Below are 16,531 nucleotides of genomic sequence, written 5' to 3'. Positions count from 1 at the left end.
TGCGACTTGGGGACATCCTCCGACGGTGTGGTTGCGGTCGGCGCGTTGCCTTCGGCGCCGCGGGGCGTCAGGCGAGCTTGGCGTTGCGGCGCCGGCTGGCCACCTCGCCACCGATCACGATGACCATCGAGATCAGCAGCATCACGGTGCCGACGACGTTGACCTGCATCGGGACGCCACGCTGGGCGGCACCCCAGACGTACATCGGGAACGTCGTGGTGGTGCCGGCGTTCAGGCTGGTGATGATGAAGTCGTCGAAGGACAGCGAGAAGCTGAGCAGCGCGGCCCCGAGGATGCCCGGGAACACCAGGGGGAACGTCACCCGCCAGAACGTCTGCGCCGGCGTGGCGTAGAGGTCCATCGCCGCCTGTTCGAGGTTGTCGTCGAACCCGGCCAGCCGGGATCTGACCGTGACCACCACGAACGAGAGACAGAACATGATGTGGGCGATCAGGATCGTCCAGAAGCCGAGCTGGCCCGCGAACCCCGACGCGACGAACAGCGCCAGCAGCGAGGAGCCCATCACGATCTCGGGTGAGGCCATCGGCAGGAAGATCAGCAGGTTCGTCGAGGAGCGGCCCGCGAAGTCGTAGCGCACCAGCGCGAACGCCGCGAGCGTGCCGAGGATCGTCGCGCCGAGCGTGGCCAGCAGCCCGATCTCGACGCTCTTCCCGAGTGCCGCGCACATGCCCTCGGCCGCGCACGGGTCCTTCCAGTTGTCGAGCGTGAACGCGTCGAAGCGGTAGACGTTCCGGCTCGCCGGGTGGTTGAAGCTCATCAGCACCACGACGGCGATCGGCACGAACGTGTAGGCGAGCACGAGGAGGCCCAGGAAGAGGACCAGGTGCTCGCGGATCCAGCGTCCGATCACAGCAGCTCCTCCGTCCCCGCCCGGCGGACGTAGACCAACACCATCGCCACGATCCCGAGCATCAGGATCATCGAGAGCGCCGCGGCCGCCGGGTAGTTGCCGGCGTCGGTGAACAGGCTCTGGATCACGCCACCGACCATCCGCTGGTTGGGGCTGCCGAGCAGCTGGGCGTTGATGAAGTCACCAGCGGCCGGGATGAAGGTCAACAGCGTCCCGGACACCACGCCGGGCAGCGAGAGCGGCCAGGTCACCTTGAAGAAGCCGACGACCGGGTTGGCGTAGAGGTCGTTCGCGGCCTCGATCAACCGGTGGTCGATCTTGTCGATGCTCGCGAACAGCGGCAGCACCATGAACGGCAGGAAGTTGTAGGTCAGGCCCGCGATCACGGCGACCGGCGTCGCCAGCAGCCGGCCGTCCTGGCCCAGGAGGTGGACGGCCTGGAGGGAGTTCACCACCAGGCCGTCGTCGGCGAGGATCAGCTTCCACGACAGCGTGCGGATCAGGAAGCTGGTGAAGAACGGCGCGATCACCAGCACCAGCATGAGGTTCTTCCACCGGCCCGCCTTGAACGCGATCGCGTAGGCGAGCACGTAGCCCAGCACCAGGCAGAACACCGTCGCGAGCCCGCCGTACCAGAGCGCTCGCAGCATCGGCTGCCAGTAGTCCTTGACCACGTCGGCGTAGTTGCCCCAGGCGTAGGTCATCTCGTAGCCGCGGAAGTCCGAGCCGGACGAGTCGAACAGGCTCGTCGCCAGCAGGGAGTAGAACGGCACGGCGAAGAACACGATCAGCCACAGCGCCGCCGGGAGGAGCAAGAGGTAGCCGACGGCACCCTTGCGCCGGGTCATTCGTCGTCGCCCTTCTGGGCTCCGGCCAGTGCGTCCTGGGAGAAGTCGAGGAGGAACGCGTACTCCGGTCTCCAGGAGAGCTCGACGGGCTCGCCGACGTGGAAGATGCGGTGGCGGCCGGTGTTCTGCTGGAACACCTGCAGCTCCTGCCCCCACGGCATCCGGACGAGGTACTGCGTGCTCACCCCGACGAAGCTGACGTCGGTGACGACGCCACCGGGGATGGTGTTGCCCGGGGCGTCGAGCTCCTCGCCGGGCGCGCCGATCAGCACCTTCTCGGGGCGGATGCCCACCCAACCCCGGTCACCGTCGGTGTGGGTGCGCGAGGGCTGGACCGAGACCCCGATGCCCTGCATGTCGACGCTGACGACGTCGGCCGTGCGCTGCGTGATCGTGCCCGCGATCAGGTTCGACTGGCCGAGGAAGTTCGCGACGAACGTGCTGTGCGGGTTCTCGTAGAGGTCCGCGGGCGCGCCCATCTGCTCGATCACGCCGGCGTTCATCACCGCGACGGTGTCGGCCATCGTCATGGCCTCCTCCTGGTCGTGGGTGACGTGGATGAAGGTCCGACCCACCTCGGTCTGGATCCGCTTGAGCTCGATCTGCATCGACCGGCGCAGCTTGAGGTCGAGGGCGCCCAGCGGCTCGTCGAGCAGCAGGACCTCCGGGTGGTTGATCAGCGCACGTGCCAGCGCGACGCGCTGCTGCTGACCGCCGGAGAGCTGGGCCGGCTTCTTGCGCACCTGGGTGGTGAGCTCGACCAGCTCGAGCATGTCGCGCACCTGGGCGTCGATGTCGGAGGCCTTGCGCCGCTTGAGCCCGAACGCGACGTTCTCGTAGATGTCGAGGTGCGGGAACAGCGCGTAGCTCTGGAACACCGTGTTGACCGGGCGCTTGTACGGCTTGGCATAGGTGATGTCCTGGCCCGCCAGCGTGATCGTGCCCGACGTCGGGGTCTCGAGGCCGGCGACCATGCGCAGCGTCGTCGTCTTGCCGCACCCCGACGGGCCGAGCAGCGCGAAGAACGACCCCTTCGGCACGTCGAGGTCGAGCTCGCGGACCGCGGTGAAGCCGCCGAAGGACTTCGTGACGGTGCGCAGCCGCAGACCGTCGTACGCCGCGCCGTCCTGCGCGGCCGTCACCGACTCAGCCACCTGTGACATCGGACCAGTCTCCTTCGTACTCGGATTGCTGCTGATCGGTGAGCGGCATGAAGTCGAACGTGTCCGCCAGCATCGTGTCGTCGGGGAAGATCAGCGGGTTGTCGACCAGCGAAGGATCGATCTTCCCCATCTCCTCCTTCGCCCCCTGCACGGGACAGATGTAGTTGACGTAGGAGGCGAGCTTCGCGGCGACCGCGGGCTCGTAGTAGTAGTCGATCCACTTCTCGGCGTTGGCCTCGTGGGTCGCGAGGTTGGGGACGATCATGTTGTCGCTCCAGAGCGACAGGCCCTCCTCGGGTGCCACGAACTTGATGTCCGGGTTGTCGAGCTGCAGCTGGATCACGTCGCCCGACCACGCCTCGCAGGCGAGGATGTTCCCGGCCGCGAGGTCCTGGGTGTAGTCGTTGCCGGTGAACGCGCGGACCTGGCCGTCGGCGACGACCTTGCGGAGCCGGTCGATCGCGTTCTTCCACTCGTTGTCGGTGAACTTGTCCGGGTTGGCGCCCACGATCTTGAGCATGAAGGCCATCGTGTCGCGCATCTCGGAGAGCAGGGTGACGCGGCCCTTGAGGTCGGATCGGGTGAGCAGCTCCTCGAAGCTCTTCACCTCGCCGGTCTTGGAGGCGTTGTAGGCGATGCCGGTCAGACCGGTCTGCCAGGGCGCGTGGTAGGTCAGGTCCGGGTCCCACTGCCGGCCGCGGAGCGGCTCGATCAGGTTGGCGTGCAGGTTGGGGACCTTGGCGGCGTCCAGCGGCTGGATCCAGCCCAGCCCGATCATCCGGGCGGCCATCCAGTCGGTCAGCATCATCAGGTCGCGGCCGATGGGCTTGCAGGAGCCGAGCTGGTTGCGGACCTTGGCGTAGAACTCGGCGTTGTCGTTGACGTCGTCGTTGTAGGTGACGCTGATGCCGGTGCGCTCCTGGAACTTCTGGAACGTGCCGAGCTTGTAGCCCTTGGGGTCGATGTACTGCGGCCAGTTCGACACGACCAGCTTCATGTCCTGCTCGGACACGTCCCGGGCCCGGCACAGGGCCGGGTCCTGCGCGGCACCGTCGACGCCGAAGAACGGCAGCTTGAGGCCGGCCAGGCTCAGCCCGGTGAACGCGAGCGCGCCCCCGCCCTTGAGCACGGTCCGGCGCGACACTCCCCTCCGCGGGACAGGTGACTCCGGCGTCATGCGACTCCCTTCGGGCTGGATGGCTCGGATCGTGCCACGCAACCGGGGGTACGACAAGCGATCCCGTCGACAAGAAACATCCTCGCAACGAAATCGCTTGTTTCAACACTCCCCGAAACCTTTGACCCTGCTCCCGAGCTGCGCAAGCATGCGGCCATGACCAGGAAGTCCGGGCGTCCCGCGTTCCACCTCGACGAGGTGTCCAAGGCGATCATCGAGCAGCTGCAGCAGGACGGCAGGCGCTCGTACGCCGCGATCGGCAAGGTGGTCGGCCTGTCCGAGGCCGCCGTGCGCCAGCGCGTGCAGCGGCTGATCGAGGGCGGCGTGATGCAGGTCGTCGCGGTCACCGATCCGCTCGAGCTCGGGTTCGCCCGCCAGGCCATGGTCGGCGTGCAGGTGTCGGGGCCGCTCGAGCCGGTGGCCGACGCGATCGCCGCGCTGGAGGAGGTCGACTACGTCGTGGTCACCGCCGGCTCCTACGACCTGCTGGTGGAGGTCGTCTGCGAGAGCGACGAGCACCTCTACGAGCTGCTCTCCGGGCGCATCCGGACCATCCCGGGCGTCGCCCGGACCGAGACGTTCATGTACCTCCAGCTGCGCAAGCAGACCTACTCGTGGGGTGTGCGCTGAACAACCACACCGACCCCCACTGGGAGCGCCTCTCGCTCTGGCACGACACCGTCGACACCGACTGGACGCCCCGCCCCGGCCTGGCCGGAGACCTCGACGCCGACGTGGCGATCGTCGGCGCCGGCTTCACCGGCCTCTGGACGGCGTACTACCTCGCCGAGGCCGACCCGACGCTGCGGATCGTGGTGCTCGAGGCGGAGACCGTCGGGTTCGGCGCGTCCGGACGCAACGGCGGGTGGTGCTCGGCCCTGTTCCCGGCGTCGCTCGGCACGCTCGCCGGCCTCGCGGACCGCGAGGGCGCCCTGGCTCAGCACCGCGCGATGCGGGCCACCGTCGACGAGGTCGTCCGGGTCGCGGCGGCGGAGGGCATCGACGCTCACATCGCCAAGGGCGGCACGATCTCCCTCGCGCGCAGCCGCGCCCAATGGCGGCGCGCCCGGGCGGAGGTCGCCGAGGCGCGGCGCTGGGACCGCGGCGAGGACGACGTACGCCTCCTCGACCGGGACGAGGCGACCGCGGTGCTGCGGGGCAGCCGGACCGTGGGCGCGACGTACACCCCCGACTGCGCGGCCATCCACCCCGCACGACTGGTCCGCGGTCTGGCCGAGGCCGTCGAACGGCGGGGGGTGACCATCCACGAGCAGACCCGGGTGCGCTCCATCGGCTCCGGGCGGGCCCACACCGCCGACGGCGACGTGCGAGCCCCCACCGTGGTGCGCGCGACCGAGGGCTACACGCCGAGCCTGCGGGGCGAGGAGCGCACGCTCGTGCCGGTCTACTCCCTGATCATCGCCACCGAGCCGCTGCCCGCGGCGACCTGGGAGGAGATCGGGCTCGCCCGGCGCGAGACGTTCACCGACCACCGGCACCTGATCGTCTACGGGCAGCGCACCGCGGACGACCGGCTGGTCTTCGGCGGCCGCGGCGCGCCGTACCACCTGGGATCACGGATCCGGCCGGAGTACGACCGCGACGACGCGGTCTTCGCCCGCCTCTACGCGACACTGGTCGACCTGTTCCCGGTGGTCGCGGGCACCCGCGTGACCCACGCGTGGGGCGGAGCGCTCGGCATCCCTCGCGACTGGTGCGCGTCCGTCGGACTGGATCGCGAGACCGGGCTCGCCTGGGCCGGTGGGTACGTCGGCGACGGGGTGAGCACCACCAACCTCGCCGGCCGTACCCTGCGCGACCTGGTGCTCGGCCACGACACCGACCTCACCCGACTGCCCTGGGTGGGTCACCGCTCCCCCACCTGGGAGCGGGAGCCGCTGCGCTGGCTCGGCATCAACGCCGGCCTGCGCGCGATGACGATCGCCGACGCCGAGGAATCGGTGACCAGACTGCCCAGCGTGGTGGCCAAGGCGGTCTCCCCGCTGCTGGGCTGAGAGCTACCCCAGGCCGTTGTCGGCGGTGTCGGCGGGCTTGGTCGTCGAGTGGAGCCAGGCGTCGAAGAACGAGCCGAGGTCCGCGCCGCTGACCTGCTCGGCCAGTGCCTCGAACTGCGCGGTGTCGCCGTTGCCGTCGGCGCGGCTGGTCACCCAGCGGCGCATGAGCTCGGCGAAGTCGGTGTCGCCGATCCGGTTGCGCAGCGCGGCCAGGGCCATGCCACCGCGTTCGTAGACGAACGGCGCGAAGATCGAGTCCACGCAGCTCTCGTGGCTCGGGCACGGGTCGGCGACCTCGTGCTCCCAGAAGGCGTCGTCGGCGGGCACGTCGGCGTACTCCGCGCGCATCAAGGCGTCGGTCGAGCGCCCGCCGTGGGTCTCCTGGTAGTAGTTCTCGAAGTACGTCGCCCACCCCTCGTTGAGCCAGATGTCCGTCCAGCCCTCGACGGCCACGGAGTCGCCGAACCACTGGTGGGCCAGCTCGTGGACCACCGTCCGCACGGCGCCCGGGGACTCGCCCATGTAGGGGTACGTCGGCCGCGTCTGGTTCTCCAGCGCGAACCCGACGGGCAGGCTGGTCGTGAGTCCTCCGGTGTCGCGGAACGGGTACGTGCCGATCACGCCCTCCAGCCAGTGCAGGAGCGTCGGCGTCTGCTTCATCAGCCGCATCGCGACCTGCTGGGAGGCGGTGCCGAGCCCCTTCGAGACCGCGACGTACCAGGGGTGCCCGCCGGAGGTCCCCTGTGCGATGTCGTAGGAGCCGGCGGCGAAGAACGCGAGGTACGGCACCATCGGCTCGGCGGCCGCCCAGGTGGTGGTCGCGAGCCTGCCGTGGACGGTGCGCTCGACCCGGTGGCCGTTCCCGACGACCTGCTTGTCCCGGGGCACGGTGATCGAGATCCGCACGGTGGACTTGTCGAGCGGGTGGTCGTTGGCAGGGAACCACCACGGCGCCATGTGCGGCTGGTTCATCGCGACGACCTCGTGCTCGTCGGCCAGCCAGTTGCTCTCTCCTGCGTAGGAGTAGTGCGCCGGCAGGCCGGAGTACCAGACCTCCACCCGCGCCGACTCGTGCTCGGCCAGGGGCGCGTCGATCGAGAGCTCGTGCCGGTCGTGGTCGAAGTGGACCGGCCGGTGGTCGACCTCGACGCGTGAGACCGGCAGCAGAAGGTCGAGGTTGAACCCCGACAGACGCTCGGTGGCGGTCAACCGCAGCACGGTCCGGCCCGACAGGCGGCCGGTGTGGAACTGGTACCGGTCGTGGATGTCGTAGGACTGCACGTCGATGCCGCCGTTGCCGTCGAGCGGGAAGTACGGGTCGCCGATGCCGTCCGCGCCGTGCGGCGCCTCGGCGCTGCCGAGCGCCGGCTGCGAGGAGGCGACCGGGAGGACGAGGGCGGCCGCGGCGGCCAGCGCGGCGAGACGACGGAGCACGCCTGCAACCTACCGACCGCCGGGACCCGCCGCGCCCGGTGGTCGCCCGGCGATCACCGCAGTGCTATAACTCTAGTAATTCAATGCACTTTAGATAGGACGGAAGCCATGCAGGTCGTCACGCTGGACATCCCCGAGCTCGGCAACCGGTGCCACCTCGTCCACGACGGCTCCCAGGCGCTGGTCGTGGACCCACCGCGCGACGTCGCGCTGGTCGAGCGGGCGGCGGAGGCGGCCGGGGTCGAGATCAGCCACGTGGCCGACACCCACGTCCACAACGACTACGTCTCCGGTGCGCTCGGCCTCGCCCGTCGACACGGCGCCGACTACCTCCTCGCGGCTGGAGAGCCGGTCGAGTTCGAGCGCGTCGGCGTCCGCGACGGGGACGTCGTCTCCGTGGGCCGGCTCGAGGTCACCGTGCTCGCCACCCCCGGGCACACCCGTCACCACCAGTCGTTCCTCGCCCGTGAGCCCGGCCGGCCCGGCGTGCCCGACGCCCTCTTCAGCGGCGGCAGCCTGCTGCACGGCACGGTCGGGCGCACCGACCTCGTCGACGAGCGGCTCGCCCACGACCTGGCCCGCCACCAGTGGGCCAGCGCGCGCCGCCTCGGCGCCCTGGACCCCACCACGCTCCTGCACCCGACCCACGGGTTCGGCAGCTTCTGTGCCGGCACCTCGACGGCAGGGCCGACGGGCGCGAGCACGATCGGCGACCAGCTGCACAGCAACCCGGCCCTGATCACGAACCGGGAGCGGTTCGTCGCCGACCTGGTCGCCGGGTTCGGCCCGATCCCCCGCTACTACGGCCACATGGCGCCCCTGAACCGAGCCGGGGCCGGCCGTGCGGTGCCCCGTCCCGGCCGGCCGGTCACCGCCGAGGAGGTCACCGACGCCGTGCTCGCCGGCGCCTGGGTCGTCGACCTGCGCCGTCGCGACGCGTTCGCCGAGGGCCATCTGCCGGGCACGATCAGCGTCGAGTACGGCACCCAGTTCGCGACGTACGTCGGGTGGCTCGTGCCGTGGGACGACGACCTCGTGCTGCTCTGCGACGCACCGCAGCCGATCGCCTCCGCGCTGCGCGACCTCGCCGCGATCGGCATCGACGGGCCGGCCACCCACGTCCTCGCCGACGCCGACCGGCTGACCGCGACGTTCCGGCGGGCGGACTGGACCGAGTTCCGCGAGCACCGCGAGCCGCGGGTGATCGTCGACGTGCGCCAGCGCGACGAGTACGACGCCGGCCACCTGCCCGGGGCCGTGCACCTCCCCGTCCAGGACGTCGACCTCGCCGCCGCGACCCTGCCCCCGGGCGAGCTCTGGGTGCACTGCCGCTCCGGCTACCGCGCCGGCATCGCCGCCAGCGTGCTGCAGCGCCACGGCCGCGACGTCGTGCACGTCGACGACAGCTGGGACCGGGTCGCCGAGCTGGGGATCTCGACCACCGCGGACGGCGGGGTCGCCGCCTGAGCAGGTGACGCGGCCTCGATCCGGAAAACCGGTTGCCGTCTCCACCCGGGTGCCCCGAGACTCGACCCAGCCGTCCGGCGCGTGTGCCCGGGTGCTCGAGCGAGAGGAGCGTGACATGTCCACGACTGTCCTTGGCCTGTCCGCAGACCATGTCCTCTCGATCATCTGGAGCACCCACCGCGATGTCTCACGACTTCACGCACCTCTCGCACCACCTGCCTGACCCCGATCTCGACCCCGCCTTCGTCTTCGACTTCACCGCGTACGACGATCTCGACGACGACACCCAGCGCTGGTCCACCTGGCTCAGCGTCGAGCCGCTCTGCCGCGGCCCGGAGCCCCGGCCCGCCTGGGTGGTGACGTCCCAGGCCGCGGTCGACACCGAGCTCGGCATCCTCAAGACCGGCAAGGAGGCCGACGCGTTCCTGCTGGAGCGCGCGGTCCCCGGCAGCGACGAGCTCGACGACCCGGTCGGGCAGTCCGTCGTGATGGTGGCCAAGCGCTACCGCGGCGAGGACCACCGCACGTTCCACCGGTCGACGTCGTACACGGAGGGCCGCAAGACCCGCAACACCCGCGACGCCCGCGCGATGGCCAAGAAGTCCGCGCACGGCCGGGCCGTCGCCGCCGGTCAGTGGGCCTGGGCCGAGTGGGAGGCCCTGGTGCGCTGCCACGGCCTCGGGTTGCCGGTCCCCTACCCCGTCCAGCTCGACGGCACCGAGCTGCTGATGGAGTGGATCACCGTGGAGGGCGAGGACGGGGTCGAGACCGCACCCCGGCTCGCCCAGACGCGGCCGGACCGCCCGCTGCTCGAGTCCTACTACGAGCAGCTGCGCGCGGCGATGGCCGAGCTCGCCCGGCACGGCGTGGTGCATGGCGACCTCTCGCCGTACAACATCCTCGCCGCCGGCGAGCGCCTGGTGATCATCGACCTTCCGCAGGTGGTCGACCTGGTCGGCAACCCTGCCGGCATGGACTTCCTGATGCGCGACTGCACGAACGTCGTCGGGTGGTTCAAGGCGAGGGGGCTCGAGGTCGACGAGCACGACCTGTTCGGCGAGCTGCTGGCCCACGCCTTCTAGCGCTCTTCTACAGTCGCCGTGTGAAGCGCTCCCGCGGCCGCGTCGTCCACGTCGAGACCCTCGCGGAGCTCGACCGACGGCTGGCCGCGGGGGCGACCACGCTGCGCGGCTGGCGGGTCCGTGGCGTCGACCTGACCGCTCGGCACGACGTCCTGGCGGGTGCCCGGCTGGCGGGGGCGACGTTCCTGGGCTGCACGTTCGCGCCCGGCGACGAGGCGATGGCGCGCGCCGCGGGGGCACTGGTCCTGCCGGCGACCCCGCACGCGCCGGTGGACACGGCCCGGACCATGCTCTACACGCCCGAGGAGCTGTACGACGAGCCCGGCTACGCCGACACGCTCGACGCCCGCGCCTACGCGTGGTCGCAGCGACCCTCGACCCGCGACAAGGCCCTGGCCCGGGCGTTGCACGACCACGCGATCGACGAGGCGCTCGAGTCATGGCTCGTGGGACGCCGGCTCGTGGGCGTGATGGGCCGCCACACCGCGGACCGCCGCGATCCCGGGTACGCCGACGCTGCCCGCCTCGGCGCCGCACTCGGCCGCTCGCTCGTCGTCGCCACCGGCGGCGGCCCCGGAGCGATGGAGGCCGCGAACCTCGGGGCGTGGCTGGCGGGCCGCCCCGATGCCGCCACCGCGCTCGACGAGGCCCTGGCGCTCCTGGCCGCGGTGCCGTCGTACCGTCCCTCGGTGGGGGCGTGGGTCGACCGGGCCTTCGAGGTCCTGACCCGGTTCCCCGGTGGCGCCGAGTCGCTCGGCATCCCCACCTGGCACTACGGGCACGAACCGCCCAACGTGTTCGCGTCCGCGATCGCGAAGTACTTCCGCAACTCCACCCGCGAGGCCACGTTGCTGGAGATCTGCGATGCCGGGATCGTGTTCCTGCCCGGGTTCGGCGGGACGGTCCAGGAGATCTTCCAGGACGCGTGCGAGAACTTCTACGCGGACGAGTCCTCGGTCGCCCCGATGGTCCTGGTGGGCGTGCGCTACTGGACCGAGGAGCTGCCCGCCTGGCCGTTGCTGCGAGCCCTCGCGCGCGGCCGACCCATGGAGGACCACGTGCACCTGGTCGACTCGTGGCCGGACGCCGCGAACCTGCTTGTTTCGGGGACGTGAACGCGACCCGGAGCCTAGATTGACGCGATGCAGATCTCCCGTCGCGACCTCTTCCGTTCCGCCGCCGCTGTGGGTGGCGCCGCCGCACTCGGAGGCCTGGGTGGGCTCTCCGCCGAGGCAGTCGCCGGCACCGGTCCCGCCGCGCGCGCAGCCCGGGCGACGACCACCCGCGCCAACGTCCTGGTCCGCGGCACGGCCGGGGCCGGTGGCTACCGCCCCGTCGTCACCGCCGCCGGAGAGTCTTGGCTCGTGCGCACCGACCTCGGCACCAAGCCGAAGAGCGGCCGGGCCGGCCGCCGCCGTCCGCTGGTCGCGTTCGCCCAGGTGAGCGACGTCCACATCGTCGACACCGAGTCGCCGATGCGGGTGGAGAACGCCGAGTCGTTCAGCAGCTCGGCGTACCGGCCCCAGGAGTTCCTCACGCTGCACGTCGCGGAGGCGATGGTGCAGGGCATCAACGCCGTGAAGACCGGACCAGCGACCGGGCGACCCATCGCCTTCACGTTGCAGACCGGCGACAACGCCGACAACGCGCAGTACAACGAGGTGCGCTGGAACATCGACGTCCTCGACGGCGGGACGATCCAGCCCGACTCGGGAGACCACACCAAGACCGAGAGCGTCACCGACTCCGACCCGTCGCTGTACGACGTGATGTTCTGGCACCCCGAAGGCACGCCCGCCGGCAAGACCGACGACGACGCCCGCGCGAAGTACGGCTTCCCCGCGATCGCCGGGCTGCTCGCCAAGGCGCGAGCGCCGTTCGACGCGACGGGTCTCGACATCCCGTGGTTCAGCGTGATGGGCAACCACGACAAGCTCGTGCAGGGCAACAACCACCCCGATGCCTCCAGCCAGGCCCGGGCGACCTCATCCACCAAGACGGTCGGCGTGAAGTCACGAGCCGTCACGCCCGACCCGAACCGGCGCGAGCTCAGCACCGCCGAGATCGTGACCGAGCACTTCACCACGACCGGTCTGCCGGTCGGCCACGGCTACACCCAGCAGAACCTCGACGAGGGCACGGCGTACTACACCTTCGACCGGGGTCGGGTCCGGTTCGTGGTGATGGACACCGTCAACGCCAACGGCGGCGACGAGGGCTCGCTCAGCCAGACCCAGTTCGCCTGGATCAAGGACCTCCTCGCGACCTCGAAGCGCAAGCTGCTGGTGTTCTCCAGCCACCACCCGTCGTGGAGCATGGTCAACGACCTGACCGGCACGGTCGACCCCGGCAAGCGCGTCCTGGGCACGGCGCTGGTCAAGGAGCTGCTCAAGCACGACAACGTGATCGCCTGGGTCAACGGCCACACCCACACCAACAACATCAAGGCGCACGTCCGCAAGCAGGGCGGCGAGATCCTCAACGGCTTCTGGGAGGTCAACACCGCCTCCCACATCGACTGGCCGCAGCAGGGCCGGATCGTCGAGATCGCCAACAACCAGGACGGCACCCTCTCGATCTTCACCACGATGCTCGACCACGCGGCACCCGCCACGTGGGAGGAGAGCCAGCTCGACCAGCCGCTGCAGCTGGCCGCCCTCTCCCGCGAGCTGGCCGCCAACGACTGGCAGGAGCGCGACCACGACCGTCGCGGCGCGCGCAACGCCCGCAACGTCGAGCTGGTTGTCCGGGCGCCGCGCTTCCTGCGGTAGGTCTCAGCCCGGGTCCGGGCTCAGGCCGCCTGACGGTGGCCCGCCCGGGCCGCGATCACGTCCCGGTAGTGCGCCACGAGCGCCTCGTTGACCCCGTTCCACGAGCGGGTCGCGACGCTGCGGCGCGCCGCCAGGCCCGTACGCCGACGGAACAGCCGGTCGGAGGCGAGCGCGTCGACGTACGCCATCAGCTCGGCCCGGCTGCCCGGCTCGTAGAGGAACCCGGCCACGCCGTCTGCCACCACGTCGACCGGGCCGCCGGCCCGCGGTGCGACCACCGGCACGCCGGAGGCCAGCGCCTCCTGGGCGGACTGGCAGTAGGTCTCGTGGCGGCCGGTGTGCACGAACACGTCGAGCGACGCGTACAACCGGCCCAGCTCCTCGCCATGGAGCACGCCGAGGAACGAGGCCCCGGGCAGGAGGGTCCGCAGCCGCCGCTCCTCGGGGCCGCCGCCGACGAGCACCAGCGCGTAGCGCGGATCGTCGGCGAGACAGGTGAGGAGGTCCAGCTCCTTCTCGGGAGCCAGGCGCCCGACGTACCCGATCAGCAGTCGACCGTCGGGAGCGATCCGCTGCCGCAGCTCCGGGGACCGGTGCACCGGGTGGAACTGCTGGAGGTCGACGCCGCGCGGCCACAGCGCCGTCCCCCGGATGCCGAGGTCGGCGAGCTGGGCCATGCTCGTCGAGGACGGCGCGAGCGTCCGGTCCACCCCGTGGTGGATGCGACGGGTGAGGTAGGCCATCGCCCGCGGCCCGCCGGCGATGTCGTAGCGCTCGGCGAAGCCGACGAGGTCGGTCTGGTAGATCGCCACGGTCGGGATGCCCAGCTCCTCGGCGGCGCGGACCGCCTGGTGGCCGAGTGTCGCCGGTGAGGCGACGTGCACGACGTCGGGACGGAACCGCTGCATCACCGCCCGCAGCCGCGCCTTCGACTCCAGGCCGATCCGGAAGTCGCGGTAGAACGGCAGGCTGGCCCCGCGAGCACGGACGACGGGAAAGCCCGCGTACGCCGGCGGCCCGGTGGGCGCCACGAGCTCGGCGTGATGACCCTCGGCGGCCAGGTGCTCGAGCACCCGGCGCACGGAGTTGGTGACGCCGTTGACCTGCGGGAGGAACGACTCCGAGACGACCAGGACACGGAGCCGGTCGGTCGGGGGCTGGGGAAGCCGGGCGAGCTCGGAGTGGTGCTGACGGAGTCGCATGGCGCAACCTTTCCGAGGCGATGTCTGCCACCTCAGACGTTGCCGATCACCCCGGAACAGGTGTCGATACCGACACGAACGTCACGTGAATGCCTCGTGGCGGTCGTCACGCGCTCCGTCAGCCGGAGCGCCCCGCCAGCGGCACGCGGTAGGAGTGCTCCGCGCCGTACGACCAGAACCCCGCCCGGCGCAGGATCGGGGCCGAGGTGTCGGCCCGGCCCTTCACCAGGGCCAGCTGCGCGCCGTGCTCCCGGCTCCAGGCCAGGCGAGCGTCCAGCATCGAGCGGTAGACGCCGCGCCGGCGGTACGGCTCGCGCACGCCGCCACCCCACAGCCGGGCCACGCTCTCGGCCACCGACACTCCCGCCGCCCCGACCGGGACGTCGCCCAGGTAGGCCACGACCCGGGCCACGGCACCCGTGGCGAAGGACAGGGCCGCCCTCGCCGCCTCGTGCTCGCGGAGCTCCTCCGGGGGCGGCGATCCCCCGAAGACCTCGGCGCCGATCGCCTCGAAGTCGCGCAGGGTCGCGACGTCGGTCACCCAGCGGAGCCGGGCGGCCGGGGCGGGCAGATCGGGTACGTCGGCGGCCGGCACGCCACGGGCGAGCACGTCCACGGTCTCCGCGAGCCTGCCGCGCCCCGCCAGCGCGTGCTCGAGCCCGGGGTGGGCGTCGGGACGCACCCAGCACAGGACCTCCGGCAGCCCGAACCCGGCCGCGCGGTCGAGCGCCTCGTCGAGGACGACCTCGGACGGGCGGCGGGGCCGCAGCCGGTTGAGCACCAGCGGCTCCTCGAACCAGTCGGGGTAGCGCACGAGGAGGTACTCGTGGGTCTCGATCACTGTCGAGCTCTCCGGGATCCAGACCCAGTCGTCGCTCGCGGCGGCCACCTCCGCGGGCGACGGCCTCATGCCTCGGTGGCCGCCAGCTGACCGCAGGCGCCGTCGATCTCGCGGCCGCGGGTGTCACGCACCGTGGTCGGGATGCCCTTGGCCTCGAGGCGGCGGACGAACTCGCGCTCGTCGGCCGGGTCGGAGGCCGTCCACTTCGATCCCGGGGTGGGGTTGAGCGGGATCAGGTTGACGTGCACCCAGCCCCAGTCGCCGTAGCCCCGGAGGACGTCGCCGAGCAGGTCGGCGCGCCAGGCCTGGTCGTTGATGCCGCGCATCATGGCGTACTCGATCGAGACCCGGCGCTTGGTCGTGTGGGCGTAGTTCCAAGCGGCCTCGACGGTCTCGGCGACCGAGAACCGGGTGTTGATCGGCACCAGCTCGTTGCGCAGCTCGTCGTCGGGAGCGTGGAGCGACAACGCCAGCGTGACCGGGATGCCCTCCTCGGCGAGCTGGCGCATCCGCGGCACCAGACCGACGGTGGACACGGTGATGCCGCGGGCACTCATCCCGAGCCCGTCGGGCGTCGGCTCGGTGAGCCGGCGTACGGCGCCGATCACGGCCTTGTAGTTGGCCAGCGGCTCCCCCATGCCCATGAACACGACGTTGGACACGCGTCCGGGACCACCGGGCACCTCGTCGCGGGCCAGGGCCCGCGCACCTGCGACGACCTGCTCCACGATCTCGGCGGTCGACATGTTGCGCTGCAACCCGCCCTGGCCGGTCGCGCAGAAGGGGCACGCCATGCCGCAGCCGGCCTGGCTCGAGACGCACATCGTGGCGCGGTCGGGGTAGCGCATCAGCACCGACTCGACCAGGGCCCCGTCGAAGAGCCGCCACAGCGTCTTGCGGGTGGTGCCGCGGTCGGCCTCCATCGTCCGCAGCGGGGTCATCAGCTCGGGCAGGAGAGCCTCGACGAGCTCGGCGCGCTGGCCGGCCGGCAGGTCCGTCATCTCGGCGGGGTCGTCGACCAGCCGGGCGAAGTAGTGGGTCGAGAGCTGCTTGGCGCGGAAGCCGGGCAGCCCGAGCTCCTTCGCGTACGCCGTCCGCTCGTCCGGTGCGAGGTCGGCGAGGTGGCGCGGCGGCTTCTTGCGGCCGCGCGGCTCGTCGAAGACCAGGGGCAGGGAGGTGCGCTCGGAGTCGGACATCAGACCTCGATCATCCCATTCGGGTGGGTGGGCGGACGATTCGCCGGCTGCGCGATCAGGTCCGGAGGTCAGCTCTGGTAGGTGACGAGGTACCAGAGCACGACCGCGCTGACACCGCCGACCACCAGCGCGGTGACCGCCATGCCGACCAGCATGTACCGGCCGAAGCGCCGGGTGCGGGGGGCGATCACCAGCCCGATCGGGACCACCAGCGTCACCAGGACCAGCGGGAAGAGGTCCTCGGCCCGGTGGTACTCGAAGATCCAGCCCAGGATGGCCGCGAACAGGCCGGGCACCACGATCACGAACGCCAGCCCCGTGAAGAACCCGACGAGCGAGGTGAACGTGGGGTGGTCACGGTGCCACCAGTCGGGCTGGCGCGCGGGGGCGGGCGCCGGCTGTGGGCTGGTGTTCTCGGTGGTGTCCGGATCGGTCGACATCAAGGCGACTCTACGGCCGGATCG

15 protein-coding genes are annotated in these 16,531 nt (G+C 71.2%); 6 read left to right on the top strand and 9 right to left on the bottom strand.

What is annotated here, in order from left to right; translation table 11 throughout:
* Positions 1 to 67: 67 nt before the first annotated feature.
* The 4 genes from AC3ANS_RS07345 to AC3ANS_RS07330 are packed head-to-tail and all read right to left on the bottom strand — an operon-like array spanning position 68 to position 4,026.
* Positions 68 to 871: an ABC transporter permease gene (locus AC3ANS_RS07345; protein WP_488295504.1), complete on the bottom strand. Its 804-nt coding sequence runs from the start codon at positions 869 to 871 to the stop codon at positions 68 to 70.
* Positions 868 to 1,719, bottom strand: a complete 852-nt coding sequence (locus tag AC3ANS_RS07340; RefSeq protein ID WP_488295503.1) for an ABC transporter permease — start codon at positions 1,717 to 1,719, stop codon at positions 868 to 870. The genes AC3ANS_RS07345 and AC3ANS_RS07340 overlap by 4 nt, the downstream gene beginning before the upstream one ends.
* Entirely contained in the window at positions 1,716 to 2,882 is a 1,167-nt protein-coding gene (locus tag AC3ANS_RS07335) for an ABC transporter ATP-binding protein (RefSeq protein ID WP_488295502.1), read from the bottom strand. The genes AC3ANS_RS07340 and AC3ANS_RS07335 overlap by 4 nt, the downstream gene beginning before the upstream one ends.
* On the bottom strand, positions 2,866 to 4,026 hold the full coding sequence (locus AC3ANS_RS07330) for a polyamine ABC transporter substrate-binding protein (RefSeq protein ID WP_488295501.1): 1,161 nt from the start codon (positions 4,024 to 4,026) through the stop codon (positions 2,866 to 2,868). The genes AC3ANS_RS07335 and AC3ANS_RS07330 overlap by 17 nt, the downstream gene beginning before the upstream one ends.
* A 189-nt stretch (positions 4,027 to 4,215) precedes the next feature.
* Here AC3ANS_RS07330 and AC3ANS_RS07325 point away from each other — a divergent pair, with 189 nt between their 5' ends.
* Both AC3ANS_RS07325 and AC3ANS_RS07320 read left to right on the top strand, forming a co-directional pair.
* A complete protein-coding gene (locus AC3ANS_RS07325; RefSeq protein ID WP_488295500.1) occupies positions 4,216 to 4,689 on the top strand; it encodes an Lrp/AsnC family transcriptional regulator in 474 nt (157 codons plus the stop codon).
* Entirely contained in the window at positions 4,674 to 6,074 is a 1,401-nt protein-coding gene (locus AC3ANS_RS07320; protein WP_488295499.1) for an NAD(P)/FAD-dependent oxidoreductase, read from the top strand. Before AC3ANS_RS07325 ends, AC3ANS_RS07320 begins: the two co-directional genes overlap by 16 nt.
* Positions 6,075 to 6,077: 3 nt before the next feature.
* Here AC3ANS_RS07320 and AC3ANS_RS07315 read toward each other — a convergent pair whose 3' ends face one another.
* Entirely contained in the window at positions 6,078 to 7,508 is a 1,431-nt protein-coding gene (locus tag AC3ANS_RS07315) for a M1 family metallopeptidase (RefSeq protein ID WP_488295498.1), read from the bottom strand.
* A gap of 108 nt (positions 7,509 to 7,616) precedes the next feature.
* On the opposite strand from AC3ANS_RS07315, the gene AC3ANS_RS07310 reads away from it, so the two are divergent.
* The 4 genes from AC3ANS_RS07310 to AC3ANS_RS07295 all read left to right on the top strand — a co-directional run bounded on the left by AC3ANS_RS07310 (position 7,617) and on the right by AC3ANS_RS07295 (position 12,828).
* Entirely contained in the window at positions 7,617 to 8,975 is a 1,359-nt protein-coding gene (locus tag AC3ANS_RS07310) for an MBL fold metallo-hydrolase (RefSeq protein WP_488295497.1), read from the top strand.
* 182 nt (positions 8,976 to 9,157) lie between these two features.
* Positions 9,158 to 10,057 carry a serine protein kinase RIO gene (locus AC3ANS_RS07305; protein WP_488295496.1) on the top strand — a complete coding sequence of 300 codons (900 nt, stop codon included), beginning with the start codon at positions 9,158 to 9,160 and terminating at the stop codon, positions 10,055 to 10,057.
* A 20-nt stretch (positions 10,058 to 10,077) separates the two neighbouring features.
* Positions 10,078 to 11,172, top strand: coding sequence for an LOG family protein (locus AC3ANS_RS07300; RefSeq protein ID WP_488295495.1), 1,095 nt, complete (start codon positions 10,078 to 10,080; stop codon positions 11,170 to 11,172).
* A gap of 27 nt (positions 11,173 to 11,199) precedes the next feature.
* A complete protein-coding gene (locus AC3ANS_RS07295; protein ID WP_488295494.1) occupies positions 11,200 to 12,828 on the top strand; it encodes a TIGR03767 family metallophosphoesterase in 1,629 nt (542 codons plus the stop codon).
* Between the two features lie 20 nt (positions 12,829 to 12,848).
* Here the strand turns inward: AC3ANS_RS07295 and AC3ANS_RS07290 are convergent, their stop codons facing one another.
* The 4 genes from AC3ANS_RS07290 to AC3ANS_RS07275 form a co-directional block, all read right to left on the bottom strand.
* Positions 12,849 to 14,030 (bottom strand): glycosyltransferase family 4 protein, encoded by a 1,182-nt coding sequence (locus tag AC3ANS_RS07290; RefSeq protein ID WP_488295493.1) that lies wholly within the window; start codon positions 14,028 to 14,030, stop codon positions 12,849 to 12,851.
* A gap of 118 nt (positions 14,031 to 14,148) precedes the next feature.
* Positions 14,149 to 14,940, bottom strand: coding sequence for a GNAT family N-acetyltransferase (locus tag AC3ANS_RS07285; RefSeq protein WP_488295492.1), 792 nt, complete (start codon positions 14,938 to 14,940; stop codon positions 14,149 to 14,151).
* On the bottom strand, positions 14,937 to 16,067 hold the full coding sequence (gene rlmN, locus AC3ANS_RS07280; protein ID WP_488295491.1) for a dual-specificity RNA methyltransferase RlmN: 1,131 nt from the start codon (positions 16,065 to 16,067) through the stop codon (positions 14,937 to 14,939). The genes AC3ANS_RS07285 and rlmN overlap by 4 nt, the downstream gene beginning before the upstream one ends.
* 68 nt (positions 16,068 to 16,135) lie before the next feature.
* Positions 16,136 to 16,507, bottom strand: a complete 372-nt coding sequence (locus tag AC3ANS_RS07275; RefSeq protein WP_488295490.1) for a hypothetical protein — start codon at positions 16,505 to 16,507, stop codon at positions 16,136 to 16,138.
* Positions 16,508 to 16,531: the final 24 nt, after the last annotated feature.

Source organism: Nocardia sp. 149-1B (genome assembly GCF_057747975.1).
The sequence above is the reverse complement of the archived record's forward strand: the minus strand, read 5'-3'. Positions and strand labels throughout refer to the sequence as shown.

What these genes read in the sequence shown, in the direction of transcription:
- AC3ANS_RS07295 (WP_488295494.1), top strand. Translation starts at nt 11,200, where the DNA reads ATGCAGATCTCCCGTCGCGACCTCTTCCGTTCCGCCGCCGCTGTGGGT.
- AC3ANS_RS07290 (WP_488295493.1), bottom strand. Translation starts at nt 14,030, where the DNA reads ATGCGACTCCGTCAGCACCACTCCGAGCTCGCCCGGCTTCCCCAGCCC.
- rlmN (WP_488295491.1), bottom strand. Translation starts at nt 16,067, where the DNA reads ATGTCCGACTCCGAGCGCACCTCCCTGCCCCTGGTCTTCGACGAGCCG.
- AC3ANS_RS07340 (WP_488295503.1), bottom strand. Translation starts at nt 1,719, where the DNA reads ATGACCCGGCGCAAGGGTGCCGTCGGCTACCTCTTGCTCCTCCCGGCG.
- AC3ANS_RS07310 (WP_488295497.1), top strand. Translation starts at nt 7,617, where the DNA reads ATGCAGGTCGTCACGCTGGACATCCCCGAGCTCGGCAACCGGTGCCAC.
- AC3ANS_RS07275 (WP_488295490.1), bottom strand. Translation starts at nt 16,507, where the DNA reads ATGTCGACCGATCCGGACACCACCGAGAACACCAGCCCACAGCCGGCG.
- AC3ANS_RS07335 (WP_488295502.1), bottom strand. Translation starts at nt 2,882, where the DNA reads ATGTCACAGGTGGCTGAGTCGGTGACGGCCGCGCAGGACGGCGCGGCG.
- AC3ANS_RS07285 (WP_488295492.1), bottom strand. Translation starts at nt 14,940, where the DNA reads ATGAGGCCGTCGCCCGCGGAGGTGGCCGCCGCGAGCGACGACTGGGTC.
- AC3ANS_RS07325 (WP_488295500.1), top strand. Translation starts at nt 4,216, where the DNA reads ATGACCAGGAAGTCCGGGCGTCCCGCGTTCCACCTCGACGAGGTGTCC.
- AC3ANS_RS07305 (WP_488295496.1), top strand. Translation starts at nt 9,158, where the DNA reads ATGTCTCACGACTTCACGCACCTCTCGCACCACCTGCCTGACCCCGAT.